The sequence below is a fragment of the Flavobacterium sp. ZB4R12 genome, assembly GCF_048276375.1.
Lineage (GTDB): Bacteria > Bacteroidota > Bacteroidia > Flavobacteriales > Flavobacteriaceae > Flavobacterium > Flavobacterium gawalongense.
This window is the reverse complement of sequence record NZ_JBLNKS010000007.1, coordinates 1-17416: the sequence shown is the minus strand read 5'-3', so window position 1 is coordinate 17416 and position 17416 is coordinate 1. Positions and strand designations below refer to the sequence as shown.

Sequence of the window (17416 nt, the reverse complement as noted above, 5' to 3'; positions counted from 1 at the left end):
TATACAAAATTAGTGTTTTTTATATTAGCAAAAAATTAAAAAGTAAAATCCCAATTCTCAGAATGTTCTTCGGCTAAAGAATAGTAGGATTTATCGTTTAGATTAAATCTTAAATTAGCAATTGTTCCTTGAAATGGATTCTCTAATATTTTGGTTTCGGTTATACCTCTTTTGTATTCCCAAAATCCATCTGATGATATGATTTGAATTTTTCCATTATTCAACTTTATGAATTCAAAAATTATATCAAGGCCTAATCCGCCAGGAATTGTTCCTGACTTTGTAGTGTTTCCTTTCTGCATTGCCCAGGAAATGGCTTCGCAGCTAGATAATTCATTACCTCTTTTTAAAAAACGGTTTACATTTTCTTTAATATTTATTCCTCGATCAACAATTGTTATGTTAAATTGCTTTTCTAAAGAATTTGGAAAATATTGTCCACAAGTATGAATAAAATGACACTTTCCATGAGTTCTTGCATTTTCATAAAGTTCAAATATATTTTGCATTATTTTTTTTCCTAATTTCTCGCTATGTGGTGGAAAATCTTTTTTGCTTAATAATTCTTCTTTTATGTAATGATTAAAGCCTTCGTCGTCAGTCGGAATAAATTTCTTGTATTTTACAACAGTGTCATAATGGTCTAGTGCTTTTTCAAAACCATAATTACTCAAAAATTCATTTTTTCGTAATATTTTTTCAACTGCTATATTGAAATTTTGAAAAGTTATTTTTTTATTTTCACTCTCTAGTATTTCAATCATTGTTCCCAATACTGCACATAAATTTGCTTCAAAAAAATGAACACCAGCAAAATCAAATATAATTTTGTCGTCTTTCATTTTGGTGGCGTCATTAACAAGATTAATTAGTTTTTGATAGCCTGTCCAATCACTAGTAATATTGTTTTCAAAGTAAATTATCATAGATGTAGAATTCTAAAAAAAAATCTAAAACTCGGCATTCATTGGCGTTCTTGGAAAAGGAATTACGTCACGAATATTCGTCATTCCCGTTACAAACAATACCAAACGTTCAAATCCAAGTCCAAAACCAGAGTGAACCGCTGAACCAAATCTTCGTGTATCAAGATACCACCACAATTCTTCTTCGTCAATTCCTAAGGCTTTCATTTTTTCAACCAAAACATCAAAACGCTCTTCTCTTTGTGATCCTCCTACGATTTCTCCAATTCCTGGGAAAAGGATATCCATCGCACGAACCGTTTTTCCGTCTTCGTTCAAGCGCATGTAAAAGGCTTTGATGTTTGCTGGATAATCAAACAAGATTACCGGGCATTTAAAGTGTTTCTCCACTAAATAACGCTCGTGTTCACTTTGTAAATCAGCACCCCATTCGTTGATGATATAGTTGAATTTTTTCTTTTTATTTGGAGTAGAATCTCTTAAAATGTCAATTGCTTCAGTATAGGAAACACGTTTGAAATTGTTTTCCAAAACAAAGTTTAATTTTTCCAAAAGCGGCATTTCGCTTCTGTCCGCAGCTGGTTTTGATTTTTCTTCATCCAATAATCTTCCTTCCAAGAATTTCAAATCCTCTGGACATTTGTCCATTGTGTATTTGATTACATATTGAATAAAATCTTCGGCCAAATCCATATTGTCATTCAAATCATTGAAGGCCACTTCCGGCTCAATCATCCAAAATTCCGCAAGGTGACGCGAAGTATTCGAATTCTCCGCTCTAAATGTTGGTCCAAAAGTATAAATCTGACCCAAAGCCATCGCAAAAGTCTCTCCTTCCAGTTGTCCCGAAACCGTAAGGTTCGTTTCTTTTCCGAAGAAATCTTCTTTGTAATTTACTTTTCCGTCTTCGGTTCTTGGTGTTCCGTCAAATGGCAAAGCGGTTACTTTAAACATTTCACCGGCACCTTCAGCATCCGATCCGGTGATGATTGGCGTATTTACATACACAAAACCTTTTTCCTGAAAATAACTATGAACCGCATACGACAATACCGAACGCACTCTCATAATGGCTCCAAACATATTGGTACGCACTCTTAAATGCGCATTTTCACGCAAGAAATCCAAGCTTGGTTTATTTTTAGGTTGTATCGGGAACTTCTCTGCATCCGAATCTCCAAGGATTTCCAGTTTTGCCACCTGAATTTCAAATTGTTGACCGGCACCTTTACTTTCCACCAAAATTCCTGTAACCGATATGGCTGCTCCAGTTGTAATTCTCTTCAACGTTTCGTCTGGCGTGTTCTCAAAATCGACAACACATTGTATATTATTGATGGTCGAACCATCATTTAAGGCAATAAATTGATTGTTTCTAAAAGTTCTCACCCATCCTTTTGCATTTACTTCATGAAGCGTCGTAGTACTGTTTAGTAAGTCTTTAACTTTTGTATGTCTCATTTTAATTATATAATTGATATTAAAAATTGTCTTGTAACCGAAATGCAAATATAAATGATTTGTTTCATATGTCATTGCCACAAAGGAGTAATCAGGATTTATTTCAGGAGCTATTTCCTGCTTTCCACTGTATCCACGCAAAAAAGCGTGGGATGCCGTTGCAATCAGGGCTAGGGCACCCGATAATGGAACAACGATCTTTTAATAATTTCATTCTTCCATTCATGACTTTGTTTTTTTGTATGGGTCAAAATCAAAAAAGGCTAATGGAGAAATTATTTTTTAAGCAATACCCATAAACGGAATTGAATAAGTAATGCTTTGGTTAGTAGGTGTATTTATTTTGTAAGGATTTAATGTTGGTGGAAAATCTAAATCCATGCTCTATAATATCCCGTAGGGATTATATGTTTCGTCCCTACGGGACTATGATGAATGGGGAATTCTTATTTTCTACTAATATCGAACACCTAGCGGTGTTTTTTTATGCAGTTCCCAAAAAATAACTTAAGAATGTATTAAATCTGAGTATCTTTCGTACAAATTAAATCTAATCTTTATATATTAGGTATTTAAAGAAGCTAATAACAATTATTAAAAATATGCTAAATACTATAGACGTTACCTGTGCTATTATTATAAAAGACAATAAAGTTTTAGTTACCCAACGTAGTGTAAAAATGAAATTACCATTGAAATGGGAGTTTCCGGGAGGTAAATTAGAAGAAAATGAGAGTGAAATAGATTGTATTAAAAGAGAGATTAAAGAAGAGATAAATATTGATATTCAAATTTTAAAAAAGCTTTCAAATAGTATTTATGATTATGGAACTTTTAAAATTAATTTAATTCCTTTTATAGCGAAACATATTCTAGGTGAAATTAAATTAGCAGAACATAAAGATTACAAATTATTAGAAAAAACAGAATTGTTAAGTCTTGATTGGGCAGAAGCAGATTTGCCAATCGTTGAAGAATTTTTAAAACTTGAATTATGAACCAAGGATTGTATGAAGAATTAGTGACTAAGCTAATAAATTTTAAAATAAACGAATTAGATAAAGACACATTTCAAGTAAAGAAAACTTCAATAGACAAAGCCGAAGCAGCTCAGCTATTATCGCAACATATTGGAAAAACAATTAGGCATGCTTTTAATTTAATTAAGGGAGATGATGTTATAGAAACACAAATAGAGATTGCTAATAAGATAATTTTATTTCTGAAAGAAGAATTAAAAAAAGAAGAGTTTGAAGATGATTTAATAGAAACAGAAGGTAAAATTCTAAAAGCTGTTTTTACAAAAGTGGACGCTCATTTTACAGACTTAGATTTACATCTAAAAGAAATCACTCCTTACACAAGATTAATTCATAGTGAACTTTTTACTGGTGGAAATTCAGGAACAACCCTTGAAAGTGAATTGAGAAAAGAGATTTTATCGTCAGACAGAATTGATTTATTGGTTTCTTTTATCAAATGGAAAGGAATTAGAATTCTAGAACGTGAACTTAGAGAATTTACAAACAGAGGAGGGAAATTAAGAGTAATTACAACTACGTACATTGGAGCAACAGATTCAAAGGCAGTCGAATTTTTAGCATCTTTAGAAAATACAGAAGTAAAAGTCTCTTATAATACAGGCAATGAAAGATTGCATGCAAAAGCATATTTGTTTCAAAGAAATACAGGTTTTCATACAGCTTACATAGGTTCTTCTAATTTTTCACGTTCCGCTTTAACCGATGGTTTAGAATGGAATTTAAAAGTGACAACTAAAGAAGTTGGCCATATTGTCGATAAATTTAAGAAAACATTTGAAGCGTATTGGCAAAATTCAGACTTTGAATTATTTGATAAAAATATTCATTCCGAGAAATTAGTTGAAGCACTTAAACAAGGTAAATTTTCAAAAGAATATACTTTTACAACAGCTTATTTTGATATCAAACCTTTTCCATATCAGAATGAAATACTTGAAAAATTAGAAGTTGAAAGAACGGTTCATAATAGGAATAGAAACCTTTTAGTCGCAGCAACAGGAACGGGAAAGACTGTCGTTTCTGCATTTGATTATAAAAACTTTAGAAACAATAACAAGTCATCAAAGCTGCTTTTTGTGGCTCATAGAAAAGAAATTTTACAACAAGCAAAAGCAACTTTTCAAGGAGTTTTAAAAGATAATAATTTTGGAGATTTATGGGTTGATGGAATTGAGCCAAACAGTAATGAATATGTTTTTGCGTCGGTTTTAACTTTAAATAATAGGCTAAAAGATATTAAACTAACTCCCGAATATTATGACTTTATAATTGTTGATGAAGTACATCATATTTCTGCGTCAACATATAGGCCAATTATAAATTATTTTAAACCGAAAGTTCTTCTAGGATTGACAGCAACTCCTGAAAGAATGGACGGAGAAGATATATTGGCAGATTTCTGTAATCGTATCGCTGCTGAAATAAGACTTCCAGAAGCATTAAATAAAAAATTATTAAGTCCTTTTCAGTATTTCGGAATAACGGACAGCATTGATTTAACTAATGTAAAATGGGAAAAAGGCAAATATGTAGCAAGTGAATTGACAAGTTTATATACTAAAAACAATATTCGAGTTGGAGAGATAATTAGCAACCTTGATAAGTATACAAATGATATAAACGATGTTCGTGCTATTGGTTTTTGTGTGACAGTCGAACACGCCATTTTCATGACTGAAAAATTCAATTTAGCAGGTTTAAAAGCTGAATGTTTGACAAGTAAAAATGCAAATGAAAGAGATAGAATTAGAAAACAATTCAAGGAGAAAGAATTTAATTATTTGTTTGTTGTTGACATTTTCAATGAAGGTGTTGATATTCCTGGAATTGATACTGTTTTGTTTTTAAGACCAACGGAAAGTTTAACGGTTTTTCTTCAACAATTAGGACGTGGATTACGTTTAGCAGAAGGAAAAGATTGTTTGACTGTTTTAGATTTTGTTGGTAATTCAAGACCTGAATATGATTTTGAAAGTAAGTTTAGAGCATTAATTGGAAAAACAACAACTTCGGTTCAAAAAGAAATTGAAGATGATTTTCCACATTTGCCATTGGGATGTTCAATTGTTTTAGAGAAAAAAACAAAAGAAACAATCCTTGAAAACATTAGAAAAGCAACATCATTAAATGTAAATCAACTGATAACTAAAATCAGAAACTTTCAACATCAAACTAATTTGCCTTTAACATTGAACAATTTCATTGAATTAAATCACATTTCAATTGAAACAATTTACAAAAAAGATAGTTGGTCAAGATTATGTCAAAGAGCTGGAGTAATTGAAGATTTTGAGAATATTAATGAAAAACAAATTTATTCTGCAATAAGCAATAAGTGGCTTTCTACAAACTCAACAAGTTATTTTAATTTCATTCTTAAAATAGCGAAGCAAGGATTTGATATTAATTTGAATGATTTTGATGAGAATGGAAAAGCGATGCTACTTATGTTATATTATGATGTTTGGCAAAATCATGGTTTGTTCAAGTCATTAGAAGAAAGTTTTAAAGCAATTGGGAAAAATAAAATTTTAGTAAATGAGATTATTGAAGTGTTAGAAATATTAATTGATAAAGTTGATTTTAAAGAAATTGATATTCAGTTGCCATACAATCAGCCTTTGAAATTACATGCTCGATATACAAGGGATCAAATTTTAGCAGCTTTTGGTTTAAGCACTTTTGATAGAAAATCACCAAGTCGAGAAGGTGTCGCGGAGAATACTGATTTAAATACAGAGTTGCTTTTCATAAACTTAATTAAATCAGAAGAAAACTTCTCTCCAACTACTATGTATGATGATTATGCAATTAGTGAAACTTTATTTCATTGGCAAAGTCAAAATTCATCAAGACCAGATATTGGTAGGGGCCTATCATATATTAAACACCAAGAAAACGATAAAAAAATTTTACTTTTCATTAGAGAAAAAGCAAATGATGAAAAAGGTAATACAATGGGTTATGTTTTTATTGGAGAAGGAAATTTTAAAGAAAATGAAGGAGAGAAACCAATGAATATCAAATGGGAACTTAGTGAGCCAATGCCAAATTATCTTTGGAAAGAATCTGCGAAAATGTCAATTGGATAATCTATTCAAAGATTTTGTTTGTTAAGGCAAATAGTCTAAGCGTAATTTTGTCATTCCGACGAAGGAGGAATCACATCAACAATAAACTTTATGATTGAATTTACAGAAGGTTATCACACGTATTATGTTTATATTATTACCAATAAGTATCGGACAACGTTTTATACTGGCATGACAAATAATCTTAAAGTGAGATTACAACAGCACCAGCAGAATATTATAAATGGGAACAAAACTTTTGCGTCAAAATACAATGTAGCGTTTTTGGTTTATTATGAAAAATTTACTTGGGTTCAACTTGCCATTGCTAGAGAAAAAGAAATTAAGGGTTGGCGAAGAGATAAGAAATTAGATTTAATACGTTCCTTCAATCAAAGTTTTGAGTTTTTGAATCATTATTTTATAAAGGACAATGAGATTCCTCCTGCGTCGGAATGACAAAACCCGAACTGGCAAAGCAATGACAAATCAATACTCATTATTAAGTTAATCCTAAACTTGAAATCACGATTCAATTCATCCCTTAAATTCACTTCTTCTCCTATTTATTTTCACAATGTTTTACTAATTCACTCGTTTTTTTGTACAACAATCGGTAAGTTTGAGAAACAATTATAAATAGATAATGCTATGACAATACAAATCAACACAGACAATAATGTAGAAGGGCACGCAAGATTGGAATCTTATTTTTCTGAAGAATTGAAAAAAACGCTGTCGCGTTTTGAAGATAAAATTACCCGTTTAGAAGTGCATCTTGGTGACGAAAATAGTGAGAAGTCAGGTGGTAATGACAAACGTTGCCTTATTGAAGCACGCCCTGTAAACATGCAGCCTGTAGCGGTGACGAATCATGCCGATACTATCGAAAAAGCGTTTCAAGGGGCGCTGGATAAAATCAAAAAAGTATTGGAAACTACTTTTGAAAAACAGAAAACCTATTAACCTGGATTCGATTATTATTTTACCACTAATAAATTGTATATCATTAATTTGCGGTTAACTGGTTTTCCTGCAAGGTCTTTTTTTGACCTTGAAGGGATGTAATTCTAAAAAAATGATACCTACAAGGTTTTGGAAACCTTGAAGGATTATAAACGGTAATGAAAATCAATACTTTAATAATCGAACTCAGGTTATTAAATAGTTCCCTTTGGGGAAACACCAATAATAACTAAAAATGACATTACCTTTTAAATAAGATAATGTCATTTTTTTGCCTGTTGTTCTTTAGAAACGAACTACACTTTATTTGTTGAAAAGCAACGCCGCTAATGCTTCGTCCTTTTTATATACATCTTCATAGAAATGAACAATTCCTTCATCATCTACCCAAGTGGTAAAATATCCAATGTAAACCGGGATTTTGTTTTTGAGCGTGTACCAGTATTCCTCTCCTTCGTTCATCGCAGCTTCAATTTTTTGAGCATTCCATTTTTTATCATTTTTCATAATGATAGCAGCCAACTCTTTTGGCTTAGCCACACGAATACATCCGTGACTGAAAGCGCGGTCTTCTTGACCGAATAAGCTTTTTGATGGGGTGTCATGTAAATAAATGGCATTCGAATTAGGGAATAAAAACTTGACTAATCCCAATGAATTCTCAGGTCCTGGTTTTTGTCTGACGTAATCGTCTTTCCATTCCATGTCGTGCTCTTCTAAGTAATTTGGGTTCTTCTCAATGGCTGGAAGGATCTCTTTTTTCAAAATGCTTGTTGGCACATTCCAATACGGTCTAAATACGATATATTTCATTGGGGCGCTGAAAATCACCGTTTTATGCAAGGCTTTGCCCACCACTACTTTAGATCTCAATTCCGGTTTCCCGTCTCTGAAAAACGTTAATTCGTAAGCGGGAATGTTGACTACAATTAATTCTTTTGATTTGGTAATGTCATTTGAAATCCATCGGCAGCGTTCCATATTGACCATAATGGTTTTAATACGTTGCGCTACGGACACATTCATATAGTTGATGTGTTCCGGCAAAATAGTCTTATTGAGGGTATTGCCGCTTCGCTTTTTGAATTTCAAAATTCCGGCAGCCAATGCGTCATCATAAACAGCACTTTTTGAATCGGATGCAATGTCACCGGTAATCAGTAAACGTTGTCTTATTTGTGCGATCGCTGCAGCGCTGTCTCCGGGTTTGTAAGACTTAACATTTGGGTCAAGGGCTATAGTTTTCCAGCCGCCTTTTTTTTCTATTTGACGGTATTCTTTCAATACATCTTTGAGCAGGTAATATTGTTTTAGTACGCCTTTTTCGTCTTTGTTGATTAACGAAGGGTCGATTAACAACGAATCTAAATAATTGACATACGATTTCTTTTTTCGAGGCAGAAACCATCCAAGATCTCTGCTTTTTTGAGTGTCTATACCATCATATACTTTATCGGCATAAAAAAAGTATAGCGCAGAGCTTAACAGTTCGGTGTCAAGATTTGCTTTTTGATTGTCTTCGGGATTGTCATAAATGTCATCTAATTTTTCTTTGTAAGGAATAGCGGTCTGAATCCCTTCCGTTGTCAAATTATTAACTTTGTTGTACAATAAACCCGCAAACTCATTGAGTCCATCTTTATCATACCAGATATAATGAAATTGTTCTTTGCGATACAATTTCATTACATCAGCTTGATAGATTTTTAATTTTGGATACTTTTCGAAAAAAGTTTTAACCTGCGTGCTGTCAAAAGTAACCGCTCCTGAGGTATTTGAATCCGACTGCTTTCCTGTAGCATCTTTTTTGTTCTTATTGCAGGAAATGGTGGTGAACAAAATTGTAAAAACAATTAGTATAATTGGTAAGAATAACTTTTTCATAGGTCAAGCTAATTAATGCGTAATAATTCATTTAAGGCAGTACAAAAATACGTCAAATCGTGCTGTGTAATACCAGTTTTGAACGGGCTGTATTTTTTGCCGTTAAAACAGTATCTTTACTTTAAGTGTATAATTTAAAGAAAATAATTAGTTAATTATCTATTATGTAGCAAGTTGCGTGTTTAAATTTATTTTTAAACCTAAATTTTTTACCAAATAAATTCAAGTAAATCCAAAAATTATGAAAAAAATAGTTCTGTTCTCTTTAAGCATTTTGCTGTTTTCAGCTTTCACCCCAACGGATCAAGACACTAATAAAGAGAAGGATAAGGTCAACACGTTGCTTGACGCTTGGCACAAAGCCGCTGCCGAAGCAAACTACAACGCCTATTTCAATTTGATGACCGAAGATGCTATTTTCATTGGTATGGATGCCACCGAAAATTGGAATAAAACAGCCTTTCAAGCTTTTGCAAAACCTTATTTTGACAAAGGCAAGGCGTGGAGTTTTACTGCATTGGAACGTAACATCTATTTTGATAAAACCGAAAAAATCGCTTGGTTTGATGAATTGTTGAATACCCAAATGAAAATTTGCCGAGGTTCGGGAGTAGTAGTGAAAATAGGCAGGGAGTGGAAAATAAAGCATTACGTTTTGTCGATGACCGTTCCTAATGATAATGTTGACGCTGTCATCAAGATAAAAGCGCCCATAGAAGACAAGCTCCTAAAGAATTTACAAAATAAGTAGTAATTAGATTAAGTTTTCAATTCCTTTAAATAATTCATTATAATATATTCTTCAATAAATGACCAAAATGGTAGGTCTTAAATCAAATACTCTTAACAAAGTGTCTTTAAAATTATTAATTTGGCGATAATTCTTTGGTTGATCCCTATTTCGAATTGTTTTATGACTCGAAATTAATTTTTTTTTAACTTTGACCCCTAATAAAATGGGGTTAAGTAAATAAAATGAAAATAGAGAAGCGCTGGGTCATATCCTTTATCATTATAAGTATTGTTTGTATTACTGGCGTATTTTGGCCAGCAGTCACAGAAACTGATGCTGTTCTTTCACAATTTGGAACTACCGACCAAATCGTCCCTGCTGATGTTGCATGGATGCTGACCTCTTGTTGTTTGGTGTTAATTATGACGCCGGGATTATCCTTTTTTTATGGTGGAATGGTAGGAAAGAAAAATGTAATCTCCACCATGTTGCAAAGTTTCGTCTGTTTGGGCGTAGTCACTTTATTATGGGTGGTTGTAGGCTTTAGTTTGGCTTTTGGGGAACCATTAGGAATTAATATAGGTTCTGGTTTTTATAGTTTTGTGGGTGACCCAACGTCGTTCACATTTATGGACTATGTGGGAGTGTTGCCACATGAAAAAATAGCGAGTACGGTTCCTTTTATGTTATTTGCTTTGTTCCAAATGAAATTTGCCGTTATTGCGCCTGCCATTATCACAGGATCCTTTGCGGAACGCGTTCGTTTTATTTCGTATTTGCTTTTTATTTGTTTGTTTACCTTGTTCATATATGCGCCTTTGTGTCATTCGGTTTGGTATCCTACGGGAATTTTGGGGTCTTATTTTGGCGTTAAAGATTTCGCCGGAGGAACCGTCGTGCATATGAGTGCCGGGTTTGCAGCCTTGGCGGGTGTTATTGTCTTAGGAAAAAGAAAAAACAGCCGACATGTTCCTACTAATATTCCTTTTGTTTTATTAGGAACCGGAATGCTTTGGTTTGGTTGGATTGGTTTTAATGCAGGTTCTTCATTGGAAGCCAATGGAGTTGCAGCGATGGCGTTTGCCACCACAACCACTGCATCAGCTGCGGCCATGCTTGCCTGGATTTTCTTTGATCGAATAAACGGCAGAAAAGTTTCGGCGCTTGGCGCTTGTATAGGCGCTGTTGTCGGATTAGTTTCTATTACACCGGCTGCGGGTTATGTGTCCGTTCCTGAAAGTATGTTTTTTGGTTTTATCGCCGCTCTTGTTTCAAATTGGGTTGTTAATGCTAAATTTTTAGAAGGAATTGATGATACTCTGGATGTTTTTGCGTGTCATGGCGTGGGTGGAATTATGGGAATGATTCTAACAGCAATTTTTGCTCATGGTGAAAATGCCAGCTTGCTTCATGGAGGCTGGGAAGTATTCGGGCATCACATGATGGCATTGGTTCTGGTTTCAATCTACACTTTTTTCGGGGCTTATATTTTATTTAAAATCACCAATAGAATTATTCCAATGCGTGTTTCAGAAGAAGCGGAGATTATGGGATTGGATTTATCCCAACATGATGAAACACTCTTTCCTATTGAGTGTGCAGATCTAGTTCTTGAAGAATAATAAGCTAGTTTTGGGAAAAATGATTTATAAAAAAATGATTTTAATAAGCCAATTTTTCGATGCTTTTCGCTTTCAAGAATTCTTAACGTCACAACTTATTTGTCGTATTGCTATACTTTACTGAAAAGGCAAAGACTTTTTGCCTATGCCTAAAAAAACGATGCAGCCGAAATAATAGTTCAGCCAGAAAATATTAATTTATGACTTCAAGTTTAAGCTTCGAACTGATAGTTGATAGGATAATCAATTTATTTAGAATCCTCAGAAAATAATAACTCGGCTAAGCTTTCATCCCTTAAGTATAGATCATTATAAAAACTAATTTCGCCGGAATCGTCTATCCAAGTCGTGAGATAACCAATGTGAACAGGGATTTTCTTTTTTAGGACGCAAGTTGTTTCCTTGCCGCCTTTCATGGCTTCATTGATGCGTTCAAGAGGCCAGTCAGGGTCGTCTTTTAAAATCAAAATGGCCAATTCTTTAGCCTTTTTTACATTTATACAGCCATGGCTAAATGCTTTGTACTCGTATTCAAACAAATTTTTAGATGGCGTATCGTGTAAATAGATACTATTGGAATTTGGAAAGATAAACTTAACCTGTCCCATGGGGTTTTTTGGTCCCGGTTTTTGTATGACTTTCCCATTGTTCCATTCCATGTTATTGGAAGCCAAATAATTTTTATCTCGATCCATCGCTTCCTTTAACTCATTTTCAACGATGCTTTGGGGCACGATCCAATAAGGGCTAAACACGATATGACTCATATTACTGCTAAAAACTACCGTTTCAGTCATGTTATTCCCGACAAGCACACTCGACTCCAATTCAATTTTGCCATTTCTTTTGAAGAGTAGTTTAAAGGAAGGAATGTTTATAATGATGTATTCTTCGGCTTTTGTCAATTCTGGAGCAATCCATCGGCAACGTTCCATGTTTACCATAATGGTTTTGATGTATTTTTCAATCGGTATGTTCATTCGTCGAATATGAATGGATGTAATTATATAATCCTTTTTATAGCCATTTCTTTTTTTGTAATTCAATACGCCGGCCATTAATTCTTCGTCATAAATATTGCTTTTGGAATCCTGTTTTAAATCTCCGATAACGGCTAGGCGCTGTCTGATTTGACCAATGGTTTTCGAGCTGTCGTTTGGTTTGTACTCTTTTACCAAAGAATCTGCAACGATAGGATTCCAATCACCATTTTTTTCTATTTGGCGGTATTTTTTTAAAACATCACGCAGTCTATAATATTGTCCAAATAGCTGATTTTCATTTTTGCTTAATAGTTTGGGATTGACTAATAAAGAATCCAATAGATTCTCATAAGACAGATTTTTCCTTGGTAAAAACCACCCAACTTCCCTGATTTTATTAGTGTCAATTCCGTGAAATACTTTTTTGGCATAAAACACATACATAGACGTCAACATAAGTTCGGTATCAGTTTGTGATAAATCATCGGCGGATTCTTCATTAAAAATGCCGTCAATTTTATCTTTATAGGCTAAGCTGGACTTAAGACCTTCTTCTTCCAATTGGTTTGCTTTAGAGTATAATAAATTGGCAAATTCAATAAGTCCTTTGTGATCATACCAGATAGAATTGTAGTTTCGTTTTTTGTATAAAGCACTAACGTCCGATTGGTATTTTTTTAAATTGGGATATTTCTTGAAAAAACTTGCGATAATAGCGCTGTTAATATGGATTATGGATTTTTCGGGCGTCGATTCTTGAAGAGCTTGGGCAACAGAAGTTTCGTTAGCCGTTATATTTTTATTTCTATTACGGTAAACAGAGGCAAGAGAAAAGCCAAATAATATAATTGCAATGGATAAAACAAAGTTTTTCATGGCATAATTATTTATATAAAGGTAGAAAAAAAACAGCTATTTTTTGTAAAATCGAATGCCAATGCCGTTTCCCGTCAGAGATTTCTTGTTGTAAATCATGTGAATTCTACGGTTTTGTTTCATCTAAACCAAAAAATAATGTTGCGACTGTAACGATTCTCAAAACGATTTTTTTCATTTTTTCACTACTACACCTTTCGGTCTTATATATTTCCTTAATTTTGCCGAAATATTCTGAAAAAGTGGGAAGTAAAAATAAATTAAAAAGGTTCAAGGAAAACGAAACATTCAACAACGTTTTTCAACCAACAAGGGAAGAAGTAGTAGGTGATTTGTTTCCGCTTAAAGGAAAATGGAACTCGGAGTTCTTCAAAAATGATAATCCATTGGTGTTGGAATTAGGCTGTGGTAAAGGGGAATATTCAGTAGGTTTAGCCGAAAGATACCCAAATAAAAATTTTGTTGGAATCGATATCAAAGGAGCCCGTTTCTGGCGTGGTGCCAAAACCGCTGTTGAAACCGGATTGCATAATGTGGCTTTTATCAGAACCCAAATCGAATTAATCAATCATATTTTTGCGGAAAACGAAGTGGACGAAATTTGGATTACTTTCCCAGATCCGCAAATCAAATACAAACGCACGAAACACAGAATGACCAATTCCGAGTTTTTGCAATTGTATAAAAAAATCCTCAAAAAAGACGGTGTAGTTAACTTAAAAACCGACAGTGAGTTCATGCACGGTTATACGTTAGGATTGCTGCATGGTGAAGGACATGAAGTTTTGTACGCGAATCATAATGTGTATGTAAACGAAGGAAGTCCGGAGGAAGTAACTGCTTTTCAGACTTTTTACGAAAAACAATATTTGGAAATTAACAAAGCAATTACGTATATTAGATTCAAAATTAAAGAATAGCATTACATTTAAACTCGAATAGTTTATCTTTTTTGAATGCAAAAACCTTGCGTATGAATTTAATCACATCTTTGCTTTTGGGTTTCGTTACCGCTTTTGTTGGGATTACGCCACCGGGCTTAATCAATATGACAGCCGCCAAAGTAAATCTAAAAGAAGGAAAAAGAAGTGCTTTGTGGTTTGTTTTAGGAGCTGTTATTATAATATTTTTTCAAGCCTATCTTGCTATATTGTTTGCTCGCTATATTGATAAACGTCCAGATGTTTTAATCCTGATGCGTGAAGCAGGATTTGGTGTTTTTACATTGTTAACCATTTATTTCCTTTGGATTGCTAAAAAGCCAAAAGTTAAAAAGGGGAAAATAAAAAAATACAGCAGTACAAAACGTTTTTTTCTTGGGATGTTACTTTCTGCGCTTAATTTTTTTCCTATTCCTTATTATGTTTTTGTAAGTGTCACTTTGTCGTCTTACAACCTGTTTTCTTATAGCATGACCTATATTTTTGTTTTTGTTACGGGTGTGGTACTGGGCTCTTCTTTAGTTTTTTATTGCTATATCACTTTCTTTCAAAAAATACAAGACAAAACGGATTACATTATGCGGAATATGAATACTATCATTGGAAGTATAACTGGATTGATAGCTGCAATCACTTTGATCAATATCATAAGGTATTATTTGAGGTAGTTTTTAAAGCTAAAGACAAAATAGAAATACCGTTTTTATCAGATTCATAACCATGTCAAACGACAATTTTTTCGAACGAGTCTACGCTATTGCCAGACAAATTCCTTATGGGAAAGTCACTTCTTATGGCGCTATTGCAAAAGCTTTAGGAACTGCGCGCTCTGCTCGAATGGTAGGCTGGGCGATGAATGCTTCTCATAATATGGAAGATGTTCCGGCACATCGTGTGGTCAATAGAAAGGGTTTGCTTACTGGAAAACTTCATTTTGACGGAACGAATCTTATGCAACAATTATTGGAAAATGAAGGGATTGAAGTCGCAAATAACCAAATTATAGATTTCGAAAAGCATTTTTGGGAGCCTCCTGTTAGGGAACAGTAATCAGTCGCAGTATTTAGTATCAGGGATAACTGAAAACGATTATGTTTAATCATTAATCGGCAGATTCACATTTCTCACATACCAATAGCCATATTCGTATTCAAAAGTCATACTGCCGTCTCCAGAATAATGAATTTTAGCGTCAGTGCCTTTTATTTTTGCCCAAAAATGGATTTCAAATTGCACCGTTGCATTCTGTTCATTAAACATTATTTGCTTAAAATCAAAAAACTCCATTTTTAAACTTTTAAACAAAGTCCTAAAATTGTTTAATTCTTCATGATTTAAAGCATCTTCACTATGGTATTCGTTATAAAATTTAGATTTTTTATCCAAAAACATTTTCAAAAAATCTTCGGTAGCTTGCTCTAAATCATATTTATGGTTTTGGTGAAACTCTTCATAAGTAAAATGAGATATCATTCCAGGAACATTCATTTCGTCAATTTTGCTCAAAAAAAGTTCTTCAGTTATAAAAGCATAAATCAGCCGGTTTTCATTTTCATAATCGCAAAGCACATCCAAACTGATATTGTTTTGATGCATTATTTCTTCAATTCGCTCTAACTCGGCAGTTATTTCTTCGTCAGATAAAGTTCCTTCGGGTTTGAATTCAGGTTTCCCAATTTTTTCGTAAACCGTAATTTGTTTGGCGTTTTGAAATGCATCTTCAAAATTGGAAATATAATCCAAAAACTGGCCTTCTATTTCTGGAGGCAAATTACTATTTGATTTATCAAAAAATGTTGCTCCATGTTCTATTGAAAGTTTCAATTTCTTGAACTCATTTTCTTCCTTTGTATTTAATTTTGGAAGTTCTTTCTCGTTGTTGTTTTTATCCTTCATTTTTATCCTTCTTTTTATGAGCTATTTCGGCTATTCGTATTAAATATGCTTCGATAGTTTCATTTTCTCCAATTGGGATGTTCTCCAATAAACTATCAAATCCATTAATCAAATTGGTGTATTTCTCAAATGTATCCTCGAGTAATTGATCGTTTTTTGTTTCCCAATAATTTCCTTCATCGGTAAGATCAAAATTTTCTAAATATTTTTTGTTTATATAATCGAAGATGTTGATCAGTTGTTTGTGAATTTTAGGCCCGGCAAATTGTGTTTTTACTGACAAGTAATTATCGTCTAGCTCCTCTATGGAAATCTTTGAATGTTCCAAATTATAGAAAGCGCACATTTTTCCGTTGGATAGAAAAGTCAAGCAAACGACTTCGCAATTGGGTGGACTGAAACAAATGCCGTAAATGGAATCATTATAGGAATCAAGAGTAAAAGCATGGTTTGGAAACGCTTCTTCAAAAATATGAAATTTCCATTGGTTTGTCTGTGAAATGTCAGTCACCTCTTCAATCATTTTTTTTAAAGATTGAGGTTTTTTCAGTGCTCCCTTATAATGAAAACTTAATCCCATGGTTTTTTCTTATAAATTTAAATTATAAATTTGTTTTATTAGGTTTAACAAGCTTGTTTTTTAATTAAATTATTTTATGCTTATCTGTAAATTATACCTAAATATTTTTTAGCCACAAATTACTTGAATTTTCATTAATTCCTTATTACTCTCTTCAAAAAATCCGTTTTATCTGTGTCATCCGTGTGCTATTTCAAATTTTAGGCGGTTATCAGGATATGCATATTAAATTATATGACAGTCCGCAATATGTTCCAAAGGATAAAATATGGCACACAGATAACACGGATTGAACGGATTTTGCACAGATTTAAATAAACTGTCTTGTCCTAAAATAGGTTTACACATTTAAACGACAATTAAATGAGAACAAGTAAAGTTATTTTAGGATTTAAAAGGCCGATAGAAATTTCTAATATGGAACGTCGGCAGAT

15 protein-coding genes are annotated in these 17416 nt (G+C 33.3%); 9 read left to right on the top strand and 6 right to left on the bottom strand.

The window, feature by feature from the left end; translation table 11 throughout:
- Window positions 1–35 precede the first annotated feature (35 nt).
- A complete protein-coding gene (locus ACNO7W_RS06410; RefSeq protein WP_417937459.1) occupies window positions 36–926 on the bottom strand; it encodes a hypothetical protein in 891 nt (296 codons plus the stop codon).
- A 24-nt stretch (window positions 927–950) separates the two neighbouring features.
- The gene (asnS, locus tag ACNO7W_RS06405) at window positions 951–2387 is read right to left on the bottom strand and encodes an asparagine--tRNA ligase (protein WP_417937458.1); all 1437 of its coding nucleotides are present in this window, start codon (window positions 2385–2387) and stop codon (window positions 951–953) included.
- Between the two features lie 602 nt (window positions 2388–2989).
- Here asnS and ACNO7W_RS06400 point away from each other — a divergent pair.
- The 4 genes from ACNO7W_RS06400 (at window position 2990) to ACNO7W_RS06385 (ending at window position 7467) form a co-directional block, all read left to right on the top strand.
- A complete protein-coding gene (locus ACNO7W_RS06400; RefSeq protein ID WP_417937457.1) occupies window positions 2990–3385 on the top strand; it encodes a (deoxy)nucleoside triphosphate pyrophosphohydrolase in 396 nt (131 codons plus the stop codon).
- Window positions 3382–6522 (top strand): DUF3427 domain-containing protein, encoded by a 3141-nt coding sequence (locus tag ACNO7W_RS06395; protein ID WP_417937456.1) that lies wholly within the window; start codon window positions 3382–3384, stop codon window positions 6520–6522. Before ACNO7W_RS06400 ends, ACNO7W_RS06395 begins: the two co-directional genes overlap by 4 nt.
- Window positions 6523–6612: 90 nt before the next feature.
- Window positions 6613–6960: a GIY-YIG nuclease family protein gene (locus tag ACNO7W_RS06390; RefSeq protein WP_314897913.1), complete on the top strand. Its 348-nt coding sequence runs from the start codon at window positions 6613–6615 to the stop codon at window positions 6958–6960.
- A gap of 192 nt (window positions 6961–7152) precedes the next feature.
- The gene (locus ACNO7W_RS06385) at window positions 7153–7467 is read left to right on the top strand and encodes an HPF/RaiA family ribosome-associated protein (RefSeq protein ID WP_143387911.1); all 315 of its coding nucleotides are present in this window, start codon (window positions 7153–7155) and stop codon (window positions 7465–7467) included.
- Window positions 7468–7770: 303 nt separating this feature from the next.
- Here the strand turns inward: ACNO7W_RS06385 and ACNO7W_RS06380 are convergent, their stop codons facing one another.
- Window positions 7771–9351 carry a L,D-transpeptidase family protein gene (locus ACNO7W_RS06380; protein ID WP_417937455.1) on the bottom strand — a complete coding sequence of 527 codons (1581 nt, stop codon included), beginning with the start codon at window positions 9349–9351 and terminating at the stop codon, window positions 7771–7773.
- A 241-nt stretch (window positions 9352–9592) separates the two neighbouring features.
- On the opposite strand from ACNO7W_RS06380, the gene ACNO7W_RS06375 reads away from it, so the two are divergent.
- Together ACNO7W_RS06375 and ACNO7W_RS06370 are read left to right on the top strand one after the other, a co-directional pair.
- Window positions 9593–10102, top strand: a complete 510-nt coding sequence (locus tag ACNO7W_RS06375) for a nuclear transport factor 2 family protein (RefSeq protein WP_417937454.1) — start codon at window positions 9593–9595, stop codon at window positions 10100–10102.
- A gap of 224 nt (window positions 10103–10326) precedes the next feature.
- Window positions 10327–11706 (top strand): ammonium transporter, encoded by a 1380-nt coding sequence (locus ACNO7W_RS06370; protein ID WP_417937453.1) that lies wholly within the window; start codon window positions 10327–10329, stop codon window positions 11704–11706.
- Window positions 11707–11954: 248 nt separating this feature from the next.
- Here ACNO7W_RS06370 and ACNO7W_RS06365 read toward each other — a convergent pair whose 3' ends face one another.
- Complete coding sequence (locus ACNO7W_RS06365; RefSeq protein WP_417937452.1) at window positions 11955–13565, bottom strand: L,D-transpeptidase family protein; 1611 nt, start codon at window positions 13563–13565, stop codon at window positions 11955–11957.
- A gap of 242 nt (window positions 13566–13807) precedes the next feature.
- Here ACNO7W_RS06365 and trmB point away from each other — a divergent pair, with 242 nt between their 5' ends.
- From trmB to ACNO7W_RS06350, 3 genes are read left to right on the top strand one after another with little or no spacing between them, the layout of a single operon-like run.
- A complete protein-coding gene (gene trmB / locus ACNO7W_RS06360) occupies window positions 13808–14485 on the top strand; it encodes a tRNA (guanosine(46)-N7)-methyltransferase TrmB (RefSeq protein ID WP_282713570.1) in 678 nt (225 codons plus the stop codon).
- Between the two features lie 53 nt (window positions 14486–14538).
- Window positions 14539–15174 (top strand): LysE family transporter, encoded by a 636-nt coding sequence (locus ACNO7W_RS06355; protein WP_417937451.1) that lies wholly within the window; start codon window positions 14539–14541, stop codon window positions 15172–15174.
- Window positions 15175–15226: 52 nt separating this feature from the next.
- Window positions 15227–15556, top strand: a complete 330-nt coding sequence (locus ACNO7W_RS06350) for an MGMT family protein (RefSeq protein WP_143387905.1) — start codon at window positions 15227–15229, stop codon at window positions 15554–15556.
- A gap of 45 nt (window positions 15557–15601) precedes the next feature.
- Here the strand turns inward: ACNO7W_RS06350 and ACNO7W_RS06345 are convergent, their stop codons facing one another.
- The gene (locus ACNO7W_RS06345; protein ID WP_417937450.1) at window positions 15602–16402 is read right to left on the bottom strand and encodes a hypothetical protein; all 801 of its coding nucleotides are present in this window, start codon (window positions 16400–16402) and stop codon (window positions 15602–15604) included.
- Window positions 16392–16982 (bottom strand): hypothetical protein, encoded by a 591-nt coding sequence (locus ACNO7W_RS06340; RefSeq protein ID WP_417937449.1) that lies wholly within the window; start codon window positions 16980–16982, stop codon window positions 16392–16394. The genes ACNO7W_RS06345 and ACNO7W_RS06340 overlap by 11 nt, the downstream gene beginning before the upstream one ends.
- Between the last annotated feature and the right edge of the window lie 434 nt (window positions 16983–17416).